Genomic DNA, 25,922 nt, shown 5'->3' with positions numbered 1-25,922 from the left:
AGGAAGTGCGACGCCAGCCATAGCGAGGCGATACGCCTGCGTCACCCGCCTCTACGGGGCGATCGCATCGGCCAGCAATCCGACCGACAAGGCATAGAAATTGGAGCAATTGTAATCGAGGATCACGCGATAGTTGCCGGTCAGCAGATAGGCGGTCGCATCGGGCCCGTCCGGCTCGATCAGCGTCGCCTGCACATCGTCGGCCAGCGTCCGCCCCTGCGGCGCGATGCCGAGCGCGCGCCACTCGGCCATCGATCGCCAGCCGCTATGCCGCTCGAACACGCGCGGGCAGCGCGGCGAGACGAGCCGGTTGCGCACCTCGGCCCGTGAATAGCCTGCGGGCACTGATACCGCGATGCCCCACGGCTGCCCACGTCGCCAGCCGGCCTGGACGAAATAACTGCCGATCGATGCCAGCGTATCCGCCGCCGAGTTCCAGATGTCGGCGCGCCCGTCGCCGTCCCCGTCGCGGGCGAGCCGCAGATAGATGGACGGCAGGAACTGCGGATTGCCCATCGCGCCCGCCCAGCTGCCGGTCAGTTGCGATCGCGGAATGCCGCGATCGATGATCTTCAGCGCGGCGATGAACTCACCCTCGAACAACGGTCGCCGCCGGCCTTCATAGGCCAGGCTCGCCAGGCTGCGCAGCAGGTCGAAATTGCCGGTGTAGGAGCCGTAATTGGTCTCATGCCCCCAGATCGCGACCATGATCTCGGCCGGCACGCCGGTCTCGCCCGCGATCGCCGCCAGCCGCCCGCGCTGCGCCGCATAGGCGGCCCGCCCACGCGAGATACGCGCGGCATCGACATGCGCGATCCGATAGGGCGCGAAGCGCGGCACCGGCGCATTCGGCCGCGCCTCCGGCTGCTGCTGATCCAGCGCGACGACACGCGGGTTGAAGGTCAGGGTCGGCAGGACGCTATCGACGGTCGCGGGACGAACGCCGGCCGCCAGCGCCCGCCCACGGACCTGTTGCAGATAGGCCGGGAAACCACTGGCGTCCTGCGCGGCGGCGGACACCGGCGCGATCAGGCACGCCACTGCGGCGACGCCGCGCGCGAGAGTTGCGGATCGTGTCATGATGCCGGCGTTCTGGCACAGGCGGCGAGGATGCGGAACCGCCAATCATCGCCCGCCACGCACGCATGAACGCAGCGATGCGTGGGGACTTGAACAGGGCGAAGCCTTGCTGCCATAGGCGGCGTCGCCGACGCGACGCGGAAGAGTGGCCGAGCGGTTTAAGGCACCGGTCTTGAAAACCGGCGACGGTGCAAGCTGTCCGTGGGTTCGAATCCCACCTCTTCCGCCAATTCTCTCCCGCAAAATGACCGCCATCCTAGATCTGCGAATAGGGCGTCGGGCTGAGGATGCGATTGTCGATCCCCGTGGTGATCTCCGGGTCGGTCAGGCCCGGCGTCGCGATCAATTTTTTCCACGCCGGGTCGGAACCGAAGGTGCGCCACGCCCGCTCGCGAGTGGGCATGTCCGGAAAGGTGAGCATATAGGTCAGGCTCGGCAGGCGCACGCCGGTCAGGTCTTGCGCGAAGAAGACCGGGGCAAGGCCGGTGCGTCGGAAGATGTCCAGTTCGCCACCGGTATCGAACATGTCGATCTTGGTCGCGCCCGCCGTTTCGGCATGGCTGTGGTAGGTCCGTAGTTCGAAGATGCGTGCGCTTTGGCCGGGCACTTCCATACGCGGGAGGTGAGGAAATGCCTGCATCAGCTTGATTTCCAGAGAGGCATAAGGCGGATCGGCCGGCGTGGCGCGCAGGAACGAGGCGGCGGCACGCAGATAAGCCGCGTCGCTGGTCAGCCTGCCCGGCATCGCCACGAAGTCGGCGATGGTGGGATGCGGAACGAGGACGTACAGGCTGGGCGCATCCGGGCCGATCGTCACGGTGCATACCCCCACCGGGCCGCTTCCGGCGCGCCGGGCGGCCGGGATGAACGCGTCCCGAAGGTAGGTGTCCAGCCGCTCCCGCATCGGCCCGTTCACAAGCCGATAGGAACGAAGTTCATAGACCTCGCGCTGCGTCGCCCGCGGCTGTGCCGTCACGTCCTCGGTCGTGAGGGCAAGGCCGGCGATCGCGGCCGCCCCCAGTATCGAACGTCGGTCCATCGACATTGGCATCGCTCCCCCTTCAGGCTGTAACGCCGCCAAGGGAGCGCATCTGACCGCTGTCGTCAATCAACGAGATTTGGTTATCGATCGATAACAACTACTTATGAAAGGGCGCGAAACGCCGCGCCGCTTGATGCCCGGCCTTGCCGCGCCCTGCCGAACGACAGCATCGAAAGGGCGGCGCTTCGGCGTTCAGGAGCCGGTGTGCGGATCGGGACGAGGAAAGAAATGCTCGATCACGTCCTGCGCCAATCGTGCGGGGCGCATCGTCGATGCGTCCAGACAGCACCAGCTCGACTTGACCTCGGCCAGCACCTCCTCACCCCGGCGGATCACCGTATCGTAGAACGCCCGTGCGCCATGCACCTTCTCCAGCAGCACGGTCGCGATCACATCGTCCTCCAGGAACGCCGGCTTGCGGTAGGTGATCTCATGCTTCAGCGCGACCCACAGGTGCCGGGCGGCGATCTCGGCCGGGGCCAGGGCGCGCCAATGGTCCAGCACCGCCGCCTGCACCCACTTCAGATAGCTCGCGTTGTTCACGTGACCCATGAAGTCGATGTCGGCCGACTCGATGCCGATGGCGAAGCGATGGGGTACAGCGGTGGACACGCGCCCGTGTATCACATCGTGGAGCGATTGGGCATCCGTTCGCGCACGCACAACACGATCACGCCGCGACGCGGTCCCGCCCCTCCCGCTTCGCGCGGTACAGCATCTGGTCGGCGCGCTCGAAAGCGCCCGCAAGATCCGCGGCATCGCTGCCGGTGGCGGCCAGCCCGACGCTGATGGTACAAAGCGTTTCGTCACGGGCGACGATCCGCAGCGTCTCGGCAATCCGCGCCGCGCGGAGACCGCTACGAACGAACGGCACCAGGGCGGCGAATTCATCGCCACCCAGCCGGATCAGATGGGCGTCGCTCGGCATCGCCGCGGTCGCCTTGGACGCCAGCGACTGCAACACGGCGTCGCCGGCGGCATGGCCATGTCGGTCGTTCAGTTGCTTGAAATTGTCGACGTCGAACACGATCACTTCCATCGGTCCGACGGCGTCCTTGCCGATGCGGTCGAGGCCCGCCCGGTTCCACGCACCGGTGAGCGGATCGCGCAGCGCCTTCTCCCGCAGCTCCGCTTCGGCGCGTTCACCGGGCATCGACAGCAGCGCGACGTTCAGGACGCCCAGCAGCACCTGATCGCTGAGCAACGGGATGAGCGACAGCCAGTCGCGCTGCACCATTCCGGCCATCTCCAGGCCGACCGACACCACATAGGACGGGACATAGGCCATCTGGATCACGCCGACGATGCGCCGGCTGCGGGGAGCCCGTGATCCGGTCGCGCGCAGGAAGACCAGCCCGACCGCCGCCGTCGCCACGCCCAGTACGACGGAATTGGCCATGCGCCCCGCCGCTTCATCGCCAAGCCATAGGGTAACGACGAGGTACGACAGCCCCGACAGGATCGGCGACGCGAGGACGAGCCAGTTCACGGCGCGCCCACCTTCGAACTTTCGGAGGGCCGCCAGCATGTAGCTGTTGTAGGCGCCGACACCGACGCACAGCAGCGTGGAGAAGGCGAGCCCGCGTGCCGGAATGCCGAAGCCGGCCAGCGTCGCGGCATAAGTCAACGCCGCGCCGCCACAGAGCAGGTAGAAGGCGCGCCCGCCCCGCAGCACCCACAGCGCGACGAACAGCACCCCGAACGACAGGCTCGACAGGACGGTGCACAGGTGGACGGTGGCGGAATCGAGCGTCGGCAACATTCATATCCAGGGAGCTATCGTTCTTCCGATAGCGCTCTTTCGTGAAAATATCATGTGTTAACCAGCCGGTAGATGGCATTGCGCCCTCACGCTCCCGGGGCGCGACGCGCTCACGTCTCACCGATGGCGTCGCCGCACTGTCCTCACGCGACGCCCCGGCATCAGAACGCCACCTGCACGCGTCCGATCACCGTCTGCCCACGATCCTCCCCGATCGTGGCCGGCGTGGGATTGGTGACCGCCCAGTCGATCGCGTTCAGTTGCAGCCGAACGAAGTTGTTCAGATACCAGTTGATGCCGAACGTCGCGGCGGTGCCGCGTCCGGCGGTCGGATTGTCGCTGAAGTCGATCGCCTCATACCGCGCTGCCAGTTCGATCGCGCCGCCGCCGCCGGAGGTGAACGGACGCAGCACGCGCGGCCGGCTCCACACGCCGCCGCGCGTCAGGTAAGGCGGCGTCTCACCGGTAACGAACCAGCCGCCCTGCACCGCCCACGCCGACTGCCCGGTCGCGGCGCCCGCCGCATTCTCCAGACGCCGCGCGCCATATTCGCCATACGCCCATACGGACTTGTGGAACGTCCCCAGCTCCACGCCATATCCGTCGCCCTCGCGCGCTTCCCTGAACGTACCGGGCGCGACGCGGAGGTTGTCGTTGAAGAAGCCGCCGATCGCGATGCTGCGCGTCGGCCGGCTCACGTCGCTGGCCAGCCGTTCGTGGAAGGCCCAAGTGCCCAGATGCAGGATCCAGCGCGCGGTCTTCACCGGGTTCCAGTGCGCCCGGGCGCCGATCGTCAGGCCGTCGCCCGCCGTGCCGGGGTTGTTGATGTCGTCTCCGGACACCTGCACGCCGACGTGCCAGCCGTCGCCATACAGCCGCGCCGCCGCGCCCAGCCCGAAGAAGCCGCGTACCGGGATGATCCCCGCACCGACGACGTTGCGCTCCAGGAACGGCACGGAGATCGTGCCGCTCGACCCGTCGAGCCCGCGATCGTTGAGCCGGTTGCCCAGCGCAAACTCCGCCTGTTGTCCCATGACCCGCGTCGTCCAGGCGAGATACGCCGATTTGATCGCGATCTCATTGTCGGCGAAGTCCCCCTCCAGCAGGTAGGACAGATGCTTGCCGACCGAGCCCTCGAACCCGAGGCGCAGCGACCGTGCCTGCGTCGCGGTCAGGTTGCGCGCCGCGACCGTACTGCCGGTCGTCGATCCCCAGTCGAGCAGGATCCGTCCGCGCGGCCGGAACGACAGCCTGCCGTCCCCGCTGGTGAACTCGGGGGTCCCCTTCGACCAGTCGACATGGACATTTTCCTTCTGCGCCTGTTCGATCCGCGCCAGCCGCGCGTCGAGCGACGGCGGGTGCGCGTCGGAGGGAAGCGATTGGCCCAGCGGCGCGGGCGTCCGCTGCGACGGGGTGGCTTGCGCGCTTTGCCGCGCGGCGGATGTCGTCGTCGCGGGCGCGCCCTCCAGCGCGGCGAGCCGTGCCTCCAGCCGCGCGATCTGCGCCTGCTGCGCCTCGACCAGCCGCGAGAGCCGGGCGACGTCCCCGGAGTCTTGCGCCCCGGCCGGCAGCGACGCGCACAGTCCCGCGACGAGCAACGCTCCTCGATACATGACGGCATCCTCTCGGGGAAGCGGGCGCGGCTGCGTGGCCGCCGCCTCGAAACGGAGCCGCCGGACGCCTTCGCGGCGCCCGGCGGCGGATCGGTCAGTCGGCGCGGTGGCGCAGGCGCGCGCCGATCAGCAGCGCCACCAGCGAGAGCACGGCGGCGGCGGCGCACCAGGCGCCGGGGATCGCCTTGTCTCCGGTCGCGCCGATCAGCGCGGTGCTGATCGCCGGCGTGAAGCCGCCGAAGATCGCGGTCGCCAGGCTGTACGCCAGGCTGAACCCGACGGTGCGGACATGCGGCGGGATCACCTCGGTCAGATAGACGATGAACGCGCCGTTATAGGTGGCGTAGATGGCGGCGAGCAGCAGCTCGACCGTCAACAGCCGCCCGAAGCTGGGCGCGGCGACCAGCCAGCTCATCATCGGATAGGCCAGCACCGCGCCCAGCACCGTCGCGGTCATCAGCAGCGGCTTGCGCCCGACGCGGTCCGACAATGCGCCCATCGCCGGCAGCAGGACAAAATTGGTGATGCCGACGCAGGCGGTGACGAACAGCGCCGATCCCGGCGTCAGCGACAGCACCTTGTTGCCATAGGTCGGGGTATAGGCGGTGATCATGTAGAAGAAGACGGTCGTCATCACCGCCATCAGCGTCCCCTGCAACACCACGCCCCAATTGCCGCCGATCGTGCGTATGATCTGGCCCAGGCTGGGGTGATCCTTGCGCTTCAGGAACACCTCCGTCTCCTCCATGTGGCGACGGATGACGAACAGGAACGGGATCATCACGCAGCCGATGATGAACGGAATGCGCCACCCCCACGCCTGCATCGTCACGGGATCGAGGCTGGTCGACACGATCAGCCCGATCAGCGCCGCGAACACCACGGCCGCCTGCTGGCTGGCCGACTGCCACGAGCAGAAGAAGCCCTTGCGGTCGGGCGGTGCGATCTCGTTCAGATAGACCGACACGCCGCCGACCTCGACGCCCGCCGACAGGCCCTGCACCAGCCGTCCGAGCAGGATGATGACCGGCGCGGCGACGCCGATCTGGGCATAGGTCGGGGTGATCGCGATCGCGAGCGTGCCCAGCGCCATCAGGCCCAGCGTCAGCAGCAGCCCCTGCCGCCGCCCGTGCTTGTCGATATACGCGCCCAGCACCAGCGCGCCGACCGGCCGCATCAGGAAGCCGGCGCCGAACGTCATCAGGGTCAGCATCAGCGAGGCGAACTCGCTCCCGGTCGGGAAGAACGCCTTCGCGATGTAGGTGGCGTAATAGCCGAACACCATGAAGTCGAACATCTCCAGGAAGTTGCCGCTGGCGACGATGAAGATCGACTTGAAGGCGGAGCGCTTGCGCTCGGCGGAGATCGGCGCCGCGGCGTCGAAGGATGCGGTGGCAGCGGTCATGGCTCGGCCCTTTGCGATGCGGGTTCCAGTCCGCTGGCGCGGATGATCGGATAGGCTTTGGGGGATGCGAGATACGCGATCAGCGCACGCGCCTCCGCCTGATGCGGCGAATAGGCGACCACCCCGGCGGAGAAGGGCGTGACCTTTTGCAGCGACTCGGGAATGAGGCCGAGGATGCGGATGCCCTTGACCGCCTTCAACTCGCTGAGCTGCTGGAAGCCGATCTCCGCCTTGCCCTCGGCCACGATCCGTCCGACCGGGGTCGCCGGTATCATCGTCCCCTTCGGGCGGACCTGATCGGCGACGCCCAGCCGTTCGAGCATCGTCGACTGGATATAGACGCCCGACGCGCTGTCCGACCATGCGACGGACTTGGCGTTCAGCAGCGTGGACCTCAACGCGTCGGGGGTCGCGATATTCGGCACCGGAGCGCCGGCCTTCACCGCCGCGGCGATCTTCGACAGGCCGAGATCGGTGACGGTGGCGGGCGCGACCAGATCCTGCGCGGCAAGCTTGTCGAGCCCGCTGCGCGCCAGGATCACGACATCGGCGTCCTCATGCCGCGCCAGCCGATGCGGGATCGCCTGCGGCGTCTCGCCCATCGACGGGCCGTGTTCGGTGACGATGCGGATGCCCGTGGCGCGCTGGTAGCGGTCGGCCAGCGCCTCGAACGCGGCGGTGAAGCCGCCCGAGGTGACGACGTGCAGTTCGCGGACCGCGACCGGCGTCGCCTCCCGCGCCTGCGCCGGTGTCACCAGCGAAGCGATGCCGACCAGCAGGCCGAGACCCAGCGCGCGGCGCCGCGTCGATGATCGTGATGGGGGTTTCATGCAAACCTCTCTCTGTCCCGCTCGTCGGCGGTTTTCGCGTCGGCAAAGGCTTGAGCCATCGTGCCTCGCGGTTCACTAGACACCAGGCGGCGGCGTGCGATCAAATGCAATGATCGGGGCGCTTGATGCGCCGGGCGCATGAATACAGTGGGAGGGCGAGGTGCGGGCGTTCCGTCGGTTGTACGTCCAGATGCTGCTCGGCATCCTCGCCGGCACCGCGATCGGCTACGCAGCGCCAGCCTTCGGGCGTGATCTCGGACCGCTGGGTATCGCGTTCGTGAAGGCGATGCGGATGATGGTGCCGCCGGTGCTGTTCTGCACGATCGTCGAAGGGATCGTCCGCCACGGCGCGGCGCGCGATACGGGGACGACGGTACTGCGCAGCCTGATCGTCTTCGTGGCGATCACCGTCGCGGCGCTCATGATCGGGTTGACGGCGGCGCTGCTCCTTCGGCCGGGCGATGGCTTGCCGCTGCCGTCCTATGGCGATGCGGCGGCCGAGCTCGAACGGCAATTGGCGGGGCGGCATGTCACCGGCGCGGGCGATTTCCTGATCCGCATGGTGCCGGAAACGTTGTTCTCCGCGTTCACCGCAGGGGACGTCCTGCCGGTGCTGTTCGTCGCCGGGCTGGTCGGGTTCGGTCTGCTCAGGATCGGGGAGGCGGGCGCGCCCATCGTGCGCGCGATCGAGGCGCTGACCCGCCTTCAGTTCGCCATCTTCGGCTTCCTGATCCGCGCCGCGCCGATCGGTGCCTTCGGGGCCATCGCCTACACGGTCGGCACCTACGGGCTCGGCTTCATCGGCTCGCTCGGCCTGCTCGCCGCGACGCTCGCGCTGGCGTGCGGAGCGCTCATCGCGGCGCTGGTGACGAGCGTGTGGCTGACGACCGGGCTGGGCGCGGGACGACTGTCGCGCACCTTCCGCGAGGAAATCCTGATCGTACTCGGCACCTCCTCCACCGAGGTGGTGCTGCCGCGCCTCATCGTCAAACTGGAAGCGCTGGGCTGCCCGCGCAGCATCGTCGGGCTTACCGTGCCGCTCGGTTACTCGCTCAACCTTGCCGGAACGGCGGTGTACCTGATCGTCGCCACGATGTTCCTTGGTGAAGCGCTCGGCGTCGCGCTGCCGCCGGAGCGGATCGGCGTGTTCCTGCTCGTGATGCTCGTCACGTCGAAGGCGGCCGCCGGTGTGACCGGCAGCGGCTTCTCGGCGCTTCTGCTCACGCTGTCGCTCCTGCCCGACATCCCGGTCGGGGCGGCGGCGCTGCTGATCGCGATCGACCGCTTCCTCTCGGAAATGCGCGCGCTGACCAGCGCCACCGCCAACGTGGCCGCCTCCCTGCTCGTGTCGCGCTGGAGCGGGGCCCGACTGGCGTCAGCGATCGACCCAGGCGGCGGCGAGCAGCGCCATCAGCCGTGACGCGGTCGGCGACAGCGTGGCGGAGGCACGCCGCAGCACGCCGATCGTCCGCACCACCTCCGCCCCGCGCAACGGTCGCCACAACAGGTCGCGCGCGTCCGGCCCCGTACAGGCGAGGCGCGGCAGCACCGATGGCCCCAGCCCCGCCTGAACCAGCGCCAGAGCCGAGGTGAGCCGCGTCACTTCATAGAACCAGCGCAGCTCGATCCCGGCGCGCGTCAACCCCGCGTCCAGCGCGGTGCGATTGCCGCTCCCCATATGCACCGTCACCAACCGCAATCCCGTCAGATCGGTCCATGTCGGGTCGGGCAGCTCGGCCAGCGGATCGTCCCGGCGGCACACCAGGCCATAGGGGTCGTCGGTCAGCGGCTCGAACGACAGGTCGCCGTCCGAGGTCACCGGCAGACTGATCGCGAACTCCGCCTCGCCCGTCCGCACCGCCTCGGCGCATTCGGTGGCCGACAGGTCCAGCACGCGCACGCGCACGTTGCGATACTCGCGTCCGAACCGTTCCAGCACGTCGGGCAGGAACCGCACCGTCGCGCTGGGGATGCTGGCCACCGTCAATCGCCCGGCCTGCCGCTCGCCCAGCGCCATCATCCCCAGCAGCGAACTGTCGATCTCCTCGATCAACCGCCGCAGCAGCGGGACGATCTCCTGTCCGGCCGGGGTTAACCGCACACTGCGTGTCGTGCGCTCCAGCAACGGGGTGCCGATCGTCGCCTCCAGCTTCTGGACGCGGCGGCTCAACGCCGGCTGCGACAGGTTGAGCTGCTTGGCGGCACGCAGGAAGCTCTTGCCCTCGGCGACCGCAATCAGGGCGCGCAGGTCCAAAAGCTCGCAGTTGAGCGGCATCATGCACCGCGCGATAGCAAGGATCGGCGCGAGCGGCGAGCGTTACCGACGTCATCCTCGCCGCGCGGCACGGCACCGGCCTGAGCATCGCGTAGGCTGGCGCTCGGGCGTGCGCGGGGAGTGGGGGCAAATCGGGCAAGGCGTCCCCGCAACCCGGCAGACAGCCGCATCAGCGCGTCGTCCACCCGAAGTGGGAGGCGCCGTCTGCCAACCCCTTTTCGTCGTCCCGGACGTGATCCGGGGTTCGGCAGGCTGCGAACGCTCTCGTTCGAAAGTCGCCTACCGCGATCGCCGCGTCGTGGCGCGCAAGCGACTTCGGTAACGATCGTGGATCAACGACGTCAACGGAACGGCTGAGCGGCGATCGGCCCTGCCGGAAGCCCCTCCCCGCCCGGCGTCGCGTCCTTTTCGATGCCTAATGGGTCAACCCGTGGCGGCTGACCAGCGCGTCGAAGGACTCGTTCGACAACGGCGCCTGGAACACGCAACCCGCCACCAGATCGTCCGCCCAGACGACCACGGCCGCGATCATGCCCAGACCGGGAAGGTTCAGCCAGATCGGCTGGTTGCTGTCCATGCTGGAGAAAGTCAGCAGCCGGCAACCGTGCACCGACAGGTCGACGACCTTGCAAAGCGTACGCGACATCCCGCTCTGCTCCGCAGGCGCATCGAGGGCGACCCGCGCGCGTTTACTGCGGCGGAAAGGGCGAGCAGCAGGGGCATATTCAGCAGCGAACATGGCGGCAATCCTAGGCCGCCATGCCTAACGAAGTCTTACCCCGAACGCAAATCACTTACGCAGGGTAAGGCCACCACCGAAGCGCTTGTTAAAGCGCGCAACCTGACCGCCGGCGTCCAGAACCTGACCGCGACCGCCGGTCCATGCCGGGTGCGCCAGGGGATCGATTTCCAGCGTCATCGTGTCACCTTCCTTGCCCCAGGTGGAGCGAGTCTCGTACACGGTGCCGTCGGTCATCTGCACCTTGATCATGTGATAGTCGGGGTGCGTGTCTTTCTTCATGTCTCATGCTCCTGGAATGGCTGGTTCCGACCAGCCTGAAGAGAAGGCGCGCGCGTACAGGCAACGCGCGCCAAAGTCAAAGCCGCAGTGGCCTCAGCCCGCCTTGGGCGGATCGGCGATCATCGCGGTGAAATTGGCCTCGGCCACGACCTGCCCGTCGATCTTCGCGACCCCGGCGAACTTGCAGACCGACGATCGCTTCTGGACGAATTCGACCTCAAGCGCGAGCAAAACGCCCGGCTCCACCGGCTTGCGGAACTTCGCGCCCTCGATCGCCATGAAATAGACGAGCTTGCCCGATCCCGCGAGCCCCAGGCTCTGGACCGCCAGCACACCCGCCGCCTGCGCCAGCGCCTCGACGATCAGCACGCCCGGCATGATCGGACGGCCCGGGAAATGCCCCTGGAAGAAGCCTTCGTTGATCGTCACGGCCTTGATGGCGCGGATCGACCGGTCGGGAACGATGTCCTCGACGCGATCGACCAGCAGCATCGGATAACGGTGCGGCAGCGCGGCCATCACGCCCGCGATGTCGAGCGGCCCCGAAGAGCCGCCCGTCGCGTCCGTCGACGCCTCGCTCACCGGCCGGTGGGGGCGCGGTTGTTGCTCGCCGCCGGCGCGGCCGGTGCGGCGGCCGGTGCCGCCTCGCCCTGCTGGCCCGGCTGCCAGTTGGCCGGCGGCGTGATGCCGACGGTCGGGACCAGCCGGTCGAGCTCGGCGGTGATAGCCGAGGTCACGTCGGCGGTCGGCTGCGCGAACAGCGCCGCGTTCGGGCGGATCAGCAGGCTGACGTTCTTGGCGCGCACCGCCGCGTTCACCGCGTCGGGCAGCTTCGCGGAGATCTGCTCCAGCGCATAGGCCTGCGCGCGCGAGGCCGGCGCGGTCAGCCGCTGCAGCTCGGCATTGGCCGACTGCTCGCGGGTCTGGATCGCCTGCGCCTGCGTCCGCAGCGACGCCTCGGTCGCGCCCGGAGCGGCAGCGGCCTTCTGATAGGCGGCGACCAACGGCTGCAGCTCGGTGGTGATCGCCTGGCGACGCGCGTTCGCCTGGTCGATCTGCGCCTTGTAGGTGGTCTGGATCTGCGTGCGCGCCGTCGCCCACGCCTTGGAATTGGCGACCGCCGCTTCCGGATCGGCCACCGCGATCCCGGCCACCTGCGCGGTCGCGGTCGCGGCGGTAAAGGTCGCCGGGGCGGCCAGCGCCGCGGCGAGCAGGAGGTGCTTGAACTTGGTCATCAGAACTGAGTCCCTACGTTGAAAGTGATAAGCTTGCGGTCGTCGCCCGGCTGCGAGATCAGCGCCTTGGCAAGATCGATGCGCAGCGGCCCGAACGGCGAGTTCCAGTTGACGCCGATACCCACCGACACGCGCGGCCGCGCCGAATTGCCGAGGAAGCGTTCGTCGAACGGCTGCGATGCGATCTGCGGGCTGTTCGGCACGATGCCGTTACAGCCGCCGTTGCCGGTCGGAATACCGGCGGCGCAGGTCGTGCTCACCGCCAGCCCCGCCGCGTTGACGTACGAATACAGCGGGTTGCCCGCGGTATCCTTCACCGGCAGCGGCAGGACGACGGTATTGCCATTGGCGTCCGTCGTCGTCGGGAACACCGCCGTCGGCAACGGCCGCGTGATATTGAACAGGCTGCCGAACTGCGCATAGATCGAGGGTCGCAGCCCCATCTCGCGCGCGCCCGACCCCAGCGGCAGCTCCAGCTCGAAGCGGCCGAGATAATAAGCGGTGCCGCCCAGCGCGTCGTCGACCAGCTGGTCGCGATCGGTGATCAGGATCTGCTTGCCGCTGCTGTCCGTCGTGAAATAGCGCCGCTGCACGCGCGGGCCCACGCCGCGGATGTCGAAGCCACGGAACTGCGGTTCGCCCAGATAGAAGCGGTCGTTGATGCGGACGCCGTCGATCCCCTCGCCGCGCGATTTCTCCAGCGACTTGATATAGCCGCCCTCGCCGACGAACGAACCGATGAACCCGCCGCCGAGATTGACGAACTTCGAGAAATCCAGCTTCGACCGGATGTACTTCACGTCGCCGCCCAGCCCGGCGAAATCCTGGCTGAACACGAACCGCTGACCGGCGGTCGGACGCAGGCGGCTGTTGAGGCTGTCGTAGATCAGCGAATAGCCGACGGCCGAGGTCAACCGGTTGCCGATCGCGTCGCACAGATAGCGTCCTGCCTTCAACGGGTCGCACTTGCCGTTCGTATAGAAGCTGTTCTGGTCCAGCCCCACTTCGTCATAGGTGAAATTGTATCGGCCCGCGAGCTGCCAATATTCCGTCAGCGGCACGCCCGCGCGCACCAGGAACCCGGTGGACACGTTGCTGTACGTGGTGTTGCGGTTGGTGCCGATGAAGTTGAACGCGTTATAGTCGCGACGGAACACGTCGACGCCCATCGCGATATTCTTGTCGAAGATGTACGGCTCGGTAAAGCTCAGCTGCACCGACTTGGAATAGGTCGAGTAATTCACACCAGCGCTCAGGGTCTGGCCCTTGCCGCGGAAATTGTTCTGCGTGATGTTCGCCTGGATGATGAAACGTTCGAGGCTGGAAAAGCCCGCCGACAGCTGCAATTCACCCGTCGACCGCTCCTCGACATTCGCTTCCAGCAGGACGCGATCGGGCGCGGAGCCCGGGGTCTGCTTGATCTCGAACTTGTCCTGGAAGAACCCCAGGCTGTTGATACGATCCTGCGACCGCTTCACCTGGAAGCTGTTGAACGCATCGCCTTCCGCCAGGCGCACCTCGCGGCGGATCACCTTGTCCTGCGTCTGCGTGTTGCCGCTGATGTCGACGCGCTCGACATAGGTGCGCTGCGCCTGGCCGATGTGGAAGTTGATCGACATGGTCAGCGCGTCCTTGTCGCGCTGATATTCCGGCTGGACCTCGCTGAACGCGTAACCGAACAGCCCGGCGGTCTCGCTCAGATTGTCGATCGTGTCCTCGACCATCTTGGCGTTGTACCAGTCGCCCTTCTTGATCGGCAGACCGGCGGCCAGCTTCTTGCCGTCGAAGTCGCGGATGTCGCTGTCGACGGTCACGTCACCGAATTTGTAGCGGGGCCCCTCCTCCACCACATAGGTGATGATGAAGTCCTTGCGGTCGGGCGTCAGCTCCGCGACCGCCGAGGTGACGCGGAAATCGGCATAGCCCTCGGTCAGGTAGAATTGGCGCAGCTTCTGCTGGTCATAGGCGAGCCGGTCCTGGTCATAGGACGTGCCCGACGACAGGAAGCGATAGAAGCGCGCCTCCTTGGTCGCCATCTGGGCGCGCAGCTTGCCGGCGTCGAACACCTTGTTGCCGATGATGTTGATCTGGCGGACCTTCGACTTCGGCCCCTCGCTGACCTCGAAGATCACGTCGACGCGGTTCTGGTCGAGGCTGACCATCTTCGGCTGCACGGTCGCGGCGAAGCGGCCCTGCCGCCGATACAGCTCGATGATCCGCGCCACGTCGGCGCGCACCGCCGAACGGGTGAAGATCTGACGCGGCTTGAGGCGGACCTCCTTGCCGATCTTGTCTTCCTTCAGCCGCTTGTTGCCCTCGAAGATCACGCGGTTGATGATCGGGTTCTCACGCACGCGGATCACGATGTTACCGGTCGAGGCGCCATCGATCTGCACGTCGGCGAACAGGTCGCTGGCGTACAGGTCCTTGATCGCCTGATCGAGCGTCTCGTTGGTGTACGCGTCACCCTGCCGCAGCTTGGTATAGCTCAGCGCCGTCTCCGGCTCGATCCGCTGCGTGCCCTCGACGCGCAGCGAGGTGATCGTGCGGGTGACCGGCGCCGCCGGGGCGGTCACCGCCGGTGCCGGGGTCGCCGCCGTGGCGGGCGGGGTGGCCGGCCGGGTCTGGGCCGTGGCGGCCAGCGGCACGCCGGCCAGCATCGTGCAGCCCAGCAAGGTCGCCGAGGCGCGCGCCCGCGAAGTCGAAGCGTTCAACACCGTCACTGAAATCCCACCAGAGAGTAAATGCCGTCCGTAACGACCCTGTCGACGACGCAGCCGCCGCCCTGCCTTACCTTGCTCAACCGATCAACCCGGCCAGTTGCCGCCAGAGGCCGAAGTTGCCCAGATCGTTGAAGGTCACGAGCAACATCAGCGCCAGCACCGCCACCAATCCGCCACGATACGCCCATTCCACCGCCTCCGGGGCCACCGGTTTCCGGCGTACGGCCTCGATCGCGTAGAACAACAGATGCCCGCCATCCAGCATCGGCACTGGCAGCAGGTTGATGAACCCGAGATTGATCGACACCAAGGCGATCAGGAAAACGAACGCATCCGCACCCAGCGTGATCTGTTCGCCGGATACCTTGGCGATCGACAGCGGCCCGCCGAGTTCCTTCACCGAACGTCGGCCGGAAATGATCTGCCCGATCGTCTCCACCATCATGCCGACGATATCGCCGGTGCGCTGCACCGCGACGACCGGCGCCTCCAGCACGCCGACCGGCTCGATCACCGGTGCGGCGGGCGCGATCCCCAGCAGGCCGACGCGATAGACGTTGCCGAAACGGTCGCGCTGCTCCTGTGTCCCGATCACCGCCTCGACGGTCGCGGGCGTGCCGCCGCGGACGTAATCGACGCGGACCCGTTCCCCGGCGCGGATCTTCACGAACCGCACCATGTCCTCGAACGTCGTCATCTCGCGTCCGCCCAGCGCCGTCACCCGGTCGCCCGCGCGCAGGCCGGCGGTCGCGGCGGCGGTGCCGGGGATCGCCTGCCCCACCACGCTCGGAGTCCGCGCGTCGCCATAGGCAAGCGCGAAGGCGGCGAGGATCAGGATCGCCAGCACGAAGTTCACGAACGGCCCCGCCGCGACGATGATCGCGCGCTGCCACACCGGCTTGGCCTGGAAGGTCTGCCGCCGCTCCTCGGCGGGCAAGGCCAGCCATTCGGCGGTCGGCTGGCTGGCCGGGTTCATGTCGCCGGCAAAGCGCACATAGCCGCCCAGCGGCAGCCAGGCGATCTTCCACCGCGTGCCGCGCTTGTCGGTCCACCCCGCGATCTCGCGACCGAAGCCGATCGAGAACGCCTCCGCCTTCACCCCGAACCAGCGCCCGGCGAGATAATGGCCCATCTCATGGATGAAGACGAGCGGACCGATCACCAAGGCGAAGGCGAGGACGGTCAGCAGCACTCCCGGGGTTTCGATCAAGCGACGCCATCCTTCACGCGCTCACCCGCCATTCGTCGCGCCTCTCCGTCGACGTCGAGTACCGCGTCGATCGTTTCCGGCGCTGCCGGGTCGTAGCGCTGCAGGGTATCATCCACGATTGCGGCGATTTCAAGAAAGCCGATCGCGCCGGCCAGAAACGCGGCGACCGCCACCTCGTTGGCGGCGTTCATGATCGCCGGACGCGCTCCGCCCGCCTCCGCCGCCGCGCGTGCCAGCGCCAGCGCGCGGAAGCGCTCCGGGTCGGGGGCCTCGAAATCCAGCCGCCCCAGCCGGACCAGATCGAGCGGCTCCATCGGCGTCGCCATGCGGTCCGGCCAGGCCAGGCAATGCGCGATCGGCACGCGCATGTCGCTGGGGCCGAGCTGCGCCAGCATCGATCCGTCGACATAATCGACCAGGCTGTGGATCACCGACTGGCGATGGATGACGATCTCGATCCGTTCCGACGGCACCGGGAACAGCCGCACCGCCTCGATCAGTTCCAGCCCCTTGTTCATCATCGTCGCGCTGTCGACCGAGATCTTGGCGCCCATCGACCAATTGGGATGCGCGACCGCCTGCGCCGGGGTGACGGCGGCCATGTCGTCCAGCGTCCAGTCGCGGAACGGCCCGCCGCTGGCGGTCAGGATGATCCGCCGCACGCGCGCGACGCGCGCCGGATCGAGACATTGGAAGATCGCATTATGCTCGCTGTCGGCGGGCAGCAGCGTCGCGCCCGATGCGCGGGCGGCAGCGGTGATGATATCGCCCGCCGATACCAGCGGCTCCTTGTTGGCCAGCACCACGGTGCCGCCCTGCGCGATCGCCGCCATCGTCGGGCGCAGTCCGGCGCAGCCGACGATCGCGCCCATCGTCCAGTCGGCACCGTTCGCCGCCGCCTCGCACACCGCCTCCGCGCCGCCCGCCGTGGCGATGCCGGTCCCGGCCAGCGCCTCGCGCAGCGCGGGCAGAGAGCGTTCGTCCGCGACGACCGCCAGTTCCGCGCGCGTCCGGATCGCCGCCGCGGCCAGCCCGGCGACATCGCGGTGGGCGGTCAGCGCCCGCACCCGGAACGCATCGGGGGCGCGCTCCACCAGGTCGAGCGTCGACGTGCCGACGGAGCCGGTCGCCCCCAGTATGTTGACGGTCCTCACGCGAACAGACTCGGCAGCGTCACCACCAGCAGCGCGGCGACCGGGGCGACCGGCACCAGTCCGTCGAGCCGGTCGAGCACCCCGCCATGACCGGGCAGGATATTGCCCGAATCCTTCACGCCCGCCCGCCGTTTCAGCCAGCTTTCGTACAGATCACCCATTTGTGCCAGCACCGCCAGCACCGGCGAACACAGCGCGAGGTGCAGCGGCAAACCGGCGGCGTCGTACAGCACCAGCCCCAGCGCGCCCGCCGCGATCATCCCGCCGATCAGCCCGGCCCACGTCTTGTTGGGCGACAGGCGCGGCGCCAGCTTCGGCCCGCCGATCGACCGTCCGGCAAAGAAAGCGCCGATATCGCAAGCCCATACCAGCGCCATCGCCCAAAAGGCGTAAAGCAGCCCATGGTCGTCGTGCCGCCGCAACACGACCAGCGCGAGCACCGGCAGTCCGCAATAGACGACACCCAGCGCCAGTCGCGGCAACCGCGTGACGATCACGACGAAGAACGCCGCGCCGCCGATCAGGCCCAGCGTGAAGAAGTCATGCGGCTCAATGACTAACCACGCCGGCGCCATCGTCGCCAGCGGCACGCTGAGCGCCATTTGCGCCAGCCGCTTGGTCTTTGGTTCGACATGATGGAGATCGGACCATTCCGCCATCATGAATAGCGCGATCACAATGGCTAACAGCCAGAAAGCGATATCGCCGATGATCAATGCCACCGATGCGACGGCGATCATGCCGACGCTCGCGATCATCCGCAATCGCAGGTTCGACGGCGTGCGCAGCTTGGCATCGGGGGTTGGCGGAAAAGGGGTGTCGTCGCTCATGCCTTACGGATCACAACCCGCCGTAGCGGCGCTGCCGCTGCCCGAACGCCTCGACCGCCGCCGCCAGTTCGTCGGCACCGAAGTCGGGCCATAGCGTGTCGACGAACAGCAGTTCGGCATAGGCCGCCTGCCAGAGCAGGAAGTTCGACAGCCGTTGCTCGCCCGACGTCCGGATCATCAGGTCGAGCGGGGGCAGATCACGCGTCGCCAGTTGCGCCTCGATCGCGTCGGCATCGATGCTGGCGGGATCGATCGCGCCCGTCGCGGCGCGCTCGGCCAGCGCGCGTGCCGCCTCGACCAGTTCGGCCTGCGCGCCGTAATTCAGCGCGATCGCCAGGATCGGGCCGCTGTTCCCGGCGGTCCGCGCCAGCGCGTCGTCGATCAGGGCGACGACATCCTCCGGAAATCGCCGGTAATCGCCCAGCACCCGCAACCGGACGTTCTCACGCACCAGTTCGGCCAGATCGTTGCGGATGAAAAGCTTCAACAGCTTCATCAGCCCGCCGATCTCCTCGGCCGGCCGACGCCAGTTCTCCGACGAGAAGGCGTAGAGCGTCAGCGCCTCGATCCCCAACGCGCGCGCGGCGCGCGTCACCGTCCGCACCGCCTCGACGCCCGCGCGATGCCCCATCGCGCGCGGCATGCGGCGCGCGGCAGCCCAGCGCCCGTTGCCGTCCATGATGATCGCCACATGCCGCGGCAGGATCGCCGCGACAGGTTGCGGGATCGCCGCGGTCGCCATCAGATCGTTTCCCGAAGCGAGACCGGCGTCACTTGTTGAGGATTTCCTTTTCCTTCGCCGCGCTTGCCGCATCGATATCGGCGATCGTGGCGTCGGTCAGCTTCTGGACCTCGGTTTCCAGCCGTTTGCGATCGTCCTCGGAGATGACGTTCTTCTTTTCGTCGGTCTTCAGCGCGTCCATCCCGTCGCGGCGGACGTTGCGGACCGCGACCTTCGCCTTTTCCGAATATTGACCCGCCAGCTTGGCGAGTTCCTTGCGGCGCTCCTCGGTCAGGTCCGGAATCGGCAGGCGCAGCGTCTGGCCGTCGTTGATCGGGTTGAGGCCCAGCCCGGCCGAGCGGATCGCCTTCTCGACCGGACCGACATTGCTCTTGTCCCACACCTGCACCGACAGCATGCGCGGCTCCGGTACGGAGACCGTTGCGACCTGGTTGAGCGGCATGTGCGCGCCATAGACCTCGACCGTGACCGGATCGAGCAGCGAGGTCGACGCGCGGCCGGTGCGCAGGCCTGACAGATCCCCCTTCAGCGATTCGACCGCGCCGGCCATGCGACGCTCGAGATCGGCCTTGTCATACGCGGGCATCGGTATTCTCCATCTGCTTCTGCACGACCGTCGAGATGCCATTCCCGCCGAGCACCGCGGCGAAGTTGCCATGCTCGCGGATGTTGAAGACGACGATCGGAATGTTCGAATCACGGCACAGCGCCACGGCACTGGCATCCATGACCTTCAGGTTCTTTGCCAGCACCATATCGTAACTGACTGTCTCGAAACGCTTCGCATTCGGCACCTTCTTCGGGTCGGCATCATAGATGCCATCGACCGACGTACCCTTGAACAGCGCGTCGCAATTCATCTCCGCCGCGCGCAGCGCCGCGCCGCTGTCGGTCGTGAAGAACGGCGACCCGACACCCGCCGCGAAGATGACCACGCGGCCCTTTTCCAGATGGCGCTCGGCGCGCCGGCGGATGAACGGCTCGCACACCGACTGCATCGGGATCGCGGACTGGACGCGCGTATCGACGCCGATCTGTTCCAGCGCGTTCTGCACGGCCAGCGCGTTCATGACGGTGGCCAGCATTCCCATGTAATCGGCGGTGCCGCGCTCGAAGCCCTTGGCGGCGGCGGCCAGCCCGCGGAAGATGTTGCCCCCGCCGACGACGACGCACAGTTCATAACCCTGCGCCTTCACGTCGGCGATCTCCTCGGCCACCCGCGCGGTCACCGCCGGATCGATCGCCAGACCGCCCTCACCCATCAGGACCTCGCCCGACAGCTTGAGCAGGATGCGTTTGTAGCGAGGTTCAGTCACACGAAATCCACTGATCTGGGGAGGCGAAGCGGCGCGGACCCTAGGCGGCGGGTGCGCGGCTGGCAATGGGTTGACACATGCGACACACCGATCAGCCCCACGCCCGAACGCAAACCGCCGCCCCGGCACGATCGGCCGGGGCGGCGGTTCTTCTGGCGTGTCCGTCGCCCGATGAGCGGGCGACCGGCGCGCGGCTCCGATGCGTTACACCGACTGCGGCACGCCCGAGGCGGCGGCGACTTCGGCGGCGAAGTCGGACACTTCCTTCTCGATGCCTTCGCCCAGTTGGAAGCGGACATAGTCCTTCAGCACGATGGTCGCGCCGGCGTCCTTGCCCGCCTTGGCGACGACGTCGCTGATCTTGGTCTTGCCGTCCATGACGAACAGCTGGCTGACCAGCGCATGCTCCTTGCGGTACTTGGCGATCGAGCCTTCGACCATCTTGGCGATGATGTCGGCCGGCTTGCCCGATTCGGCAGCCTTTTCGGTCGCGATCGCGCGCTCGCGCTCGATCTCGGCCTCATCCAGGTCGTTCTCGTTCAGCGCCTTCGGGAAAGCGGCGGCGATATGCATCGCCAGCTGCTTGCCCAGCCCCTGCAGCACCTCGTCCGACGCTTCGGATTCCAGCGCGACCAGCACGCCGATCTTGCCCAGGCCCGGCGCCTGCTGGTTGTGGACATAGGCAACGACCGCGCCCTTCCCGACGCTCAGCTGACGCGCGCGGCGGATCGACTGGTTTTCGCCGATCGTCGCGATATTGTTGGTCAGCGCTTCCTCGACGGTCTTGCCCGACGGCATCGTCTCGCCCTTGATCGCGTCGACGTCACCGCCGGTCGCCAGCGCGATCTGCGTGACGTCGCGCACAAAGCCCTGGAACTGCTCGTTCTTGGCGACGAAATCGGTTTCCGAGTTCACCTCGACGACCGCACCCTTGGTGCCGGCGACGGCGACGCCGACCAGACCCTCGGCGGCGGTACGGCTCGACTTCTTCTGCGCGGCGGCCAGGCCCTTGGTACGCAGCCAGTCCAGCGCCGCGTCGGTGTCGCCGTTCGTCTCGTTCAGCGCCTTCTTGCAGTCCATCATGCCCGCGCCGCTCTTCTCGCGCAGGTCCTTGACCATCGCTGCCGTGATATCGGCCATTTCACTGTCCTCAGCTTTGATTGCGTCGGCGCGCGACGATCGCCTGACCGCCGCGCGCCGAACGGGAAACAGGGAGGCTTCGCGCCTTACGAAGCCTCCATGACATTCGCGCGTCGCTTACGCGGCGGCGGTTTCGCCCTCGGCGGCCAGCGCCTCCTCGGCGGGGGGTTCGCTCATCGCGCCCAGGTCGACGCCGCGGCTCGCCTGCTGCTGCTGGTTGCCACGGGTCGCAGCGATCGCGATCGCCTCGCAATACAGCCGGATGGCGCGCGCCGCGTCGTCGTTCGCCGGCACCGGGAACGCGATGCCGTCCGGCGACACGTTCGAATCCAGGATCGCGACGACCGGGATACCCAGCGTGTTGGCTTCCTTGATCGCCAGCTCTTCCTTGTTGGCGTCGATCACGAACATCACGTCCGGGATGCCGCCCATGTCGCGGATCCCGCCCAGCGACAGCTCCAGCTTGTCGCGCTCGCGGGTCAGCTGCAGGACTTCCTTCTTGGTCAGGCCGGCGGTGTTGCCCGACAGCTGCTCTTCCAGCGCCTTCAGGCGCTTGATCGAGTTGGAGATCGTCTTCCAGTTGGTGAGCATGCCGCCCAGCCAGCGGTGGTTGACGAAATGCTGGCCCGCGCGGCGCGCGGCCTCGGCGACAGGCTCCTGCGCCTGGCGCTTGGTGCCGACGAAGAGCACCTTGCCGCCAGCCGCGACCGACTGGCTGACGAAGTCGAGCGCGCGCGCGAACAGCGGCACGGTCTGCGACAGGTCGATGATGTGAACGCCGTTGCGCTCGCCGAAGATGTAGGGCTTCATCTTCGGGTTCCAGCGGTGGGTCTGGTGGCCGAAGTGCGCGCCGGTTTCAATGAGCTGCTGCATGGTGACGACGGGAGCCGCCATGATCATATTCCTTCCGGTTGAGCCTCTGGGGAGCGAGTGACGCGACCTGAAAGGCGGCGCACCGGTTGCTGATGCTCCCCATGCGGGGTTGAGAGCGCGCGCCTTAGCGAATGTCGCACCACGATGCAATCGGTAAACCCACGCTTGACAGTTGCGAACATAGATGGAACAACACGAAGAACAGAGCGGGAACCATGATTGAGGAAGGTCCGCTCCGTCACTGATTTAGGAACCATGGGGCCGTGCAGGAATTTACAGATGCACGGTTCGCACATGGTGCGAGGAGGCACGCATGATGACGATGATGGCCATTCTGGTATTCGGCGGCGCGATGCTGGCGGTGGGTTACGCACTGGTCGCAACGATCATGCCGCAGGCGGACCGGATCGTCGCCGTGTTGCGCGGACAAGCCGCCGGCCCTCGGTTCGAACCGCTGTCGACGCTGGTGCGCGCCGAACGCCGGATCGCGGTCAGGCGCTGGGCGGCGGGAGCGACGATGGCTCCGTCGTACCGCTTGCGCGAAGCCGCTTGACCCGCGCATAGGCGGCGACGCTGAACGGTAGCGCGAGCAGATAGGCGATACTGGCGGCGGCAGCGGTCTGCCATGGTGCACTGACCGCCGCCGCACCGACCGCGACGACGATCGCAATCGCCTCGAACCGGATATTGGGGCGCAGCTTGAGCGATCCCCAGGAGAAGGTGGCGAGGCTCGACACCATCAACAGCGCGACCAGCACCGTCCATGGCGCGACCAGCCGTGGATCGCGCACCCATGGCGCATCGGTCACGAACCACAGGAACAGTGGCAGCAACGCCAGCGCCGCCCCCGCCGGGGCCGGTACGCCGGTCAGGAACCCGGCCGATTTGTGCGGCTGATCGTCGGCATCGATATGGGCGTTGAATCGCGCCAGTCGCAACGCGCAGAATACCGCCAGCACCAGCGCCGCCATCCAGCCGAAGCGCGGCAGTTCGCGCAACGACCAGAGATACAGGATCAGCGCCGGCGACACGCCGAACGAGATCGCGTCCGACAGCGAGTCGAGCTCGGCGCCGAACCGGCTCTCACCGTGGAGCATGCGCGCGACGCGCCCGTCGAGACCATCGAGCACGCCGGCGACCAGCACCATCACCACCGCCAGCTCGAAATGCCCGGATATCGCGAAGCGGATCCCGGACAGCCCCGAACACAGCGCCAGCGCGGTCACGGCATTGGGTGCGACCGCGCGGAGCGGCAGTCCACCGGGAGGGCGCCGCAGCGGGCGACGGATCGGGGAGCGCATGGTCGGTGCGGCCTTTACTGCGCCACGCCGGTAATGCGTTCCGCGCCGAACCGCGCCAGCACCGTCTCGCCTGCCACCGCGCGCTGGCCCAGCGCCACCTGCGGCGCGTAACCTTCCGGCAGATAGACGTCGACGCGGCTGCCGAACCGGATCAGGCCTACCCGCTGTCCGGCCGCCACGATATCGCCGATCTTGGCGAAGGCGACGATCCGCCGCGCGACCAGCCCGGCGATCTGCGTGAAACCGACGCGGCGGCCATCGAAGCCCTCGACCACGAAATGCTGTCGCTCGTTTTCCTCAGAGGCCTTGTCGAGATCGGCGTTCAGGAACTTGCCGGAGATATAGACGACTTGCCGGATCGTGCCGGCGATCGGCGCGCGGTTGATGTGGACGTCGAATACCGACATGAACACCGACACGCGCACCATCGGCGCCTCGCCCAGATCGCCGATCAGCTCGCGCGGCACGGGCACGCGTTCGATCAGCGTAACCAGCCCGTCGGCGGGCGACACGATCAGGTCGTCGCCGACCGGCGTCGTGCGGATCGGATCGCGGAAGAAGGCCGCGACCCAGACGGTCAGCGCCAGGAACGGCCAGAAGAACACCTTCGACACGATCGTCATCAGCAAGGTGATGCCGAACGCGATCGCAGTGAATTTCTGGCCCTCGGGGTGGACGGCGGGGAAACGCCATTTGACGGTCGTCGTGACGACCGGCGGCTTGTCGAGCGAAGTCATCGCTTCGTCCTATCGACGCGGAGGCGCGGTGACAACGCCGCAGGTTGATCCGCCCGCCCCTTCCCCCTATCGCCGCACCAAACCACCCACTCGAAGGACAAGCGAGCATGGCCAAGATCAAGGTGAAGACGCCCGTCGTGGAGATCGACGGCGACGAGATGACGCGGATCATCTGGGAATGGATTCGCGAGCGCCTGATCAAGCCGTACCTCGACATCGAACTCGATTATTACGACCTGGGCATCCGCCACCGCGACGACACCGAGGACAAGGTGACCGTCGACAGCGCCAAGGCGATCCAGAAGTACGGCGTCGGCGTGAAGTGCGCGACGATCACCCCCGACGAGGCGCGCGTCGAGGAATTCGGCCTGAAGAAGATGTGGAAGTCGCCGAACGGCACGATCCGCAACATCCTGGGCGGCGTGGTCTTCCGCGAACCGATCGTGATGAAGAACGTCCCCCGTCTCATCCCGGGCTGGACGCACCCGATCGTCGTCGGCCGTCACGCGTTCGGCGACCAGTATAAGGCGACCGACTTCAAGGTGCCCGGCAAGGGCAAGCTGACCATGAAGTGGGAAGGCGAGAACGGCGAGACGATCGAGCACGAAGTGTTCGACTTCCCATCGGCGGGCGTCGCGATGGGCATGTACAACCTCGACGATTCGATCCGCGACTTCGCGCGCGCGTCGATGAACTACGGGCTGGGCCGCAACTGGCCGGTGTACCTGTCGACCAAGAACACGATCCTGAAGGCCTATGACGGCCGCTTCAAGGACATCTTCGCCGAGGTGTTCGAGAGCGAGTTCGTCGACCAGTTCAAGGCCGCCGGCATCGTGTACGAGCACCGCCTGATCGACGACATGGTCGCCAGCGCGCTGAAGTGGAACGGCGAGTTCGTCTGGGCGTGCAAGAACTATGACGGCGACGTCCAGTCGGATCAGGTCGCGCAGGGCTTCGGCTCGCTGGGGCTGATGACCTCGGTCCTGATGACCCCGGACGGCAAGACGATCGAGGCCGAGGCGGCGCACGGCACCGTCACCCGCCACTATCGCCAGCACGAGCAGGGCAAGGCGACCTCGACCAACCCGATCGCGTCGATCTTCGCGTGGACCGGCGGCCTGAAGTTCCGCGGCAAGTTCGACGGCACGCCCGACGTGACGCGCTTCGCCGAGACGCTGGAGCAGGTCTGCATCGAGACGGTCGAGAGCGGCGACATGACCAAGGATCTCGCGATCCTGATCGGCCCGGACCAGAAGTGGATGACCACCGAGCAGTTCTTCGAGGCGGTGCGCGTCAACCTCGAAAAGAAGATGGCCAGCTGGGCCTGATGTGACCGCGGGCGGCGCGGGACCTTCCCCACGCCGCCCGCGCCTTATGCAGCGCTGACCCCATCGACGCTGACCCGCGCCTCGCCGTTCAGCACGCCCTGAATGCGCACGCGCTTCTGCACATGATCGACCGGCACGCGCTGCAACTCCAGCAGGTAGCGGCCGCCGGCGTCGCGATGCAGCACGAACGCGCCGCCGTCGCGCACCAGCATCCCCGTCTCATCGATCGCGCTGCCGATATCCGTCATGGGCGCCACATGGTGCCGCGCCACGCGAAGCGCAATCGATCGCCACGAACGGGTGGC

27 protein-coding genes and 1 tRNA gene are annotated in these 25,922 nt (G+C 67.3%); 4 read left to right on the top strand and 24 right to left on the bottom strand.

What is annotated here, in order from left to right; genetic code table 11:
- Window positions 1–51: 51 nt before the first annotated feature.
- A complete protein-coding gene (locus NS334_RS00780; RefSeq protein WP_058754053.1) occupies window positions 52–1,080 on the bottom strand; it encodes a lytic murein transglycosylase in 1,029 nt (342 codons plus the stop codon).
- A 139-nt stretch (window positions 1,081–1,219) separates the two neighbouring features.
- Between NS334_RS00780 and NS334_RS00775 the strand changes: the two genes are divergently transcribed.
- Window positions 1,220–1,309 (top strand) — tRNA-Ser (locus tag NS334_RS00775).
- A 27-nt stretch (window positions 1,310–1,336) separates the two neighbouring features.
- On the opposite strand, the gene NS334_RS00770 is transcribed toward NS334_RS00775, so the two are convergent.
- The 6 genes from NS334_RS00770 to NS334_RS00745 all read right to left on the bottom strand — a co-directional run bounded on the left by NS334_RS00770 (window position 1,337) and on the right by NS334_RS00745 (window position 7,732).
- A complete protein-coding gene (locus NS334_RS00770) occupies window positions 1,337–2,161 on the bottom strand; it encodes an NIPSNAP family protein (protein WP_206542623.1) in 825 nt (274 codons plus the stop codon).
- A gap of 153 nt (window positions 2,162–2,314) precedes the next feature.
- Complete coding sequence (locus NS334_RS00765) at window positions 2,315–2,734, bottom strand: acyl-CoA thioesterase (protein WP_058754113.1); 420 nt, start codon at window positions 2,732–2,734, stop codon at window positions 2,315–2,317.
- Window positions 2,735–2,792: 58 nt separating this feature from the next.
- Complete coding sequence (locus tag NS334_RS00760; RefSeq protein ID WP_058754052.1) at window positions 2,793–3,884, bottom strand: GGDEF domain-containing protein; 1,092 nt, start codon at window positions 3,882–3,884, stop codon at window positions 2,793–2,795.
- Between the two features lie 161 nt (window positions 3,885–4,045).
- Window positions 4,046–5,497, bottom strand: a complete 1,452-nt coding sequence (locus tag NS334_RS00755; protein ID WP_083500150.1) for an OprO/OprP family phosphate-selective porin — start codon at window positions 5,495–5,497, stop codon at window positions 4,046–4,048.
- Window positions 5,498–5,591: 94 nt separating this feature from the next.
- Entirely contained in the window at window positions 5,592–6,902 is a 1,311-nt protein-coding gene (locus NS334_RS00750; protein WP_058754050.1) for an MFS transporter, read from the bottom strand.
- Entirely contained in the window at window positions 6,899–7,732 is an 834-nt protein-coding gene (locus NS334_RS00745) for a substrate-binding domain-containing protein (protein WP_058754049.1), read from the bottom strand. Before NS334_RS00745 ends, NS334_RS00750 begins: the two co-directional genes overlap by 4 nt.
- 160 nt (window positions 7,733–7,892) lie before the next feature.
- Between NS334_RS00745 and NS334_RS00740 the strand changes: the two genes are divergently transcribed.
- Entirely contained in the window at window positions 7,893–9,152 is a 1,260-nt protein-coding gene (locus NS334_RS00740; protein WP_153002524.1) for a cation:dicarboxylate symporter family transporter, read from the top strand.
- Here NS334_RS00740 and NS334_RS00735 read toward each other — a convergent pair.
- The 14 genes from NS334_RS00735 to rpsB all read right to left on the bottom strand — a co-directional run bounded on the left by NS334_RS00735 (window position 9,108) and on the right by rpsB (window position 22,272).
- Window positions 9,108–10,010 (bottom strand): LysR family transcriptional regulator, encoded by a 903-nt coding sequence (locus NS334_RS00735; RefSeq protein WP_083500149.1) that lies wholly within the window; start codon window positions 10,008–10,010, stop codon window positions 9,108–9,110. The genes NS334_RS00740 and NS334_RS00735 overlap by 45 nt on opposite strands.
- 412 nt (window positions 10,011–10,422) lie before the next feature.
- Window positions 10,423–10,746 (bottom strand): PilZ domain-containing protein, encoded by a 324-nt coding sequence (locus NS334_RS00730; protein WP_058754047.1) that lies wholly within the window; start codon window positions 10,744–10,746, stop codon window positions 10,423–10,425.
- A 51-nt stretch (window positions 10,747–10,797) separates the two neighbouring features.
- Window positions 10,798–11,028 carry a 50S ribosomal protein L31 gene (gene rpmE / locus NS334_RS00725; RefSeq protein WP_028965840.1) on the bottom strand — a complete coding sequence of 77 codons (231 nt, stop codon included), beginning with the start codon at window positions 11,026–11,028 and terminating at the stop codon, window positions 10,798–10,800.
- 93 nt (window positions 11,029–11,121) lie between these two features.
- Window positions 11,122–11,610, bottom strand: a complete 489-nt coding sequence (fabZ, locus tag NS334_RS00720) for a 3-hydroxyacyl-ACP dehydratase FabZ (protein ID WP_058754046.1) — start codon at window positions 11,608–11,610, stop codon at window positions 11,122–11,124.
- On the bottom strand, window positions 11,607–12,263 hold the full coding sequence (locus tag NS334_RS00715; protein ID WP_058754045.1) for an OmpH family outer membrane protein: 657 nt from the start codon (window positions 12,261–12,263) through the stop codon (window positions 11,607–11,609). Before NS334_RS00715 ends, fabZ begins: the two co-directional genes overlap by 4 nt.
- The gene (bamA, locus tag NS334_RS00710; protein ID WP_083500161.1) at window positions 12,263–14,923 is read right to left on the bottom strand and encodes an outer membrane protein assembly factor BamA; all 2,661 of its coding nucleotides are present in this window, start codon (window positions 14,921–14,923) and stop codon (window positions 12,263–12,265) included. Before bamA ends, NS334_RS00715 begins: the two co-directional genes overlap by 1 nt.
- 139 nt (window positions 14,924–15,062) lie before the next feature.
- Complete coding sequence (rseP, locus tag NS334_RS00705; protein ID WP_058754044.1) at window positions 15,063–16,196, bottom strand: RIP metalloprotease RseP; 1,134 nt, start codon at window positions 16,194–16,196, stop codon at window positions 15,063–15,065.
- On the bottom strand, window positions 16,193–17,350 hold the full coding sequence (gene dxr, locus NS334_RS00700) for a 1-deoxy-D-xylulose-5-phosphate reductoisomerase (protein ID WP_058754043.1): 1,158 nt from the start codon (window positions 17,348–17,350) through the stop codon (window positions 16,193–16,195). Before dxr ends, rseP begins: the two co-directional genes overlap by 4 nt.
- Window positions 17,347–18,180, bottom strand: coding sequence for a phosphatidate cytidylyltransferase (locus tag NS334_RS00695; protein WP_058754042.1), 834 nt, complete (start codon window positions 18,178–18,180; stop codon window positions 17,347–17,349). Before NS334_RS00695 ends, dxr begins: the two co-directional genes overlap by 4 nt.
- 10 nt (window positions 18,181–18,190) lie before the next feature.
- Window positions 18,191–18,922 carry an isoprenyl transferase gene (locus NS334_RS00690; protein ID WP_058754041.1) on the bottom strand — a complete coding sequence of 244 codons (732 nt, stop codon included), beginning with the start codon at window positions 18,920–18,922 and terminating at the stop codon, window positions 18,191–18,193.
- Between the two features lie 28 nt (window positions 18,923–18,950).
- Window positions 18,951–19,508, bottom strand: coding sequence for a ribosome recycling factor (frr, locus tag NS334_RS00685; RefSeq protein WP_058754040.1), 558 nt, complete (start codon window positions 19,506–19,508; stop codon window positions 18,951–18,953).
- Window positions 19,495–20,238, bottom strand: a complete 744-nt coding sequence (pyrH, locus tag NS334_RS00680) for a UMP kinase (protein WP_083500148.1) — start codon at window positions 20,236–20,238, stop codon at window positions 19,495–19,497. Before pyrH ends, frr begins: the two co-directional genes overlap by 14 nt.
- Before the next feature lie 204 nt (window positions 20,239–20,442).
- On the bottom strand, window positions 20,443–21,378 hold the full coding sequence (gene tsf, locus NS334_RS00675; RefSeq protein WP_058754039.1) for a translation elongation factor Ts: 936 nt from the start codon (window positions 21,376–21,378) through the stop codon (window positions 20,443–20,445).
- 117 nt (window positions 21,379–21,495) lie between these two features.
- Entirely contained in the window at window positions 21,496–22,272 is a 777-nt protein-coding gene (rpsB, locus tag NS334_RS00670) for a 30S ribosomal protein S2 (RefSeq protein WP_058754109.1), read from the bottom strand.
- A gap of 292 nt (window positions 22,273–22,564) precedes the next feature.
- Between rpsB and NS334_RS00665 the strand changes: the two genes are divergently transcribed.
- A complete protein-coding gene (locus NS334_RS00665; RefSeq protein ID WP_153002523.1) occupies window positions 22,565–22,804 on the top strand; it encodes a hypothetical protein in 240 nt (79 codons plus the stop codon).
- On the opposite strand, the gene NS334_RS00660 is transcribed toward NS334_RS00665, so the two are convergent.
- Window positions 22,743–23,552: a CDP-alcohol phosphatidyltransferase family protein gene (locus NS334_RS00660; RefSeq protein ID WP_058754038.1), complete on the bottom strand. Its 810-nt coding sequence runs from the start codon at window positions 23,550–23,552 to the stop codon at window positions 22,743–22,745. The genes NS334_RS00665 and NS334_RS00660 overlap by 62 nt on opposite strands.
- Before the next feature lie 14 nt (window positions 23,553–23,566).
- Entirely contained in the window at window positions 23,567–24,289 is a 723-nt protein-coding gene (locus NS334_RS00655) for a phosphatidylserine decarboxylase (protein WP_058754037.1), read from the bottom strand.
- 107 nt (window positions 24,290–24,396) lie between these two features.
- Between NS334_RS00655 and NS334_RS00650 the strand changes: the two genes are divergently transcribed.
- Entirely contained in the window at window positions 24,397–25,617 is a 1,221-nt protein-coding gene (locus tag NS334_RS00650; RefSeq protein WP_058754036.1) for an NADP-dependent isocitrate dehydrogenase, read from the top strand.
- Window positions 25,618–25,661: 44 nt separating this feature from the next.
- On the opposite strand, the gene NS334_RS00645 is transcribed toward NS334_RS00650, so the two are convergent.
- Window positions 25,662–25,865: a DUF5818 domain-containing protein gene (locus NS334_RS00645; protein WP_058754035.1), complete on the bottom strand. Its 204-nt coding sequence runs from the start codon at window positions 25,863–25,865 to the stop codon at window positions 25,662–25,664.
- Window positions 25,866–25,922: the final 57 nt, after the last annotated feature.

Source organism: Sphingomonas endophytica (assembly GCF_001476895.1).
GTDB lineage: Bacteria > Pseudomonadota > Alphaproteobacteria > Sphingomonadales > Sphingomonadaceae > Sphingomonas > Sphingomonas endophytica_A.
Note: the sequence above shows the minus strand (reverse complement) of the source record. Positions and strands in the feature narration are given on the sequence as shown.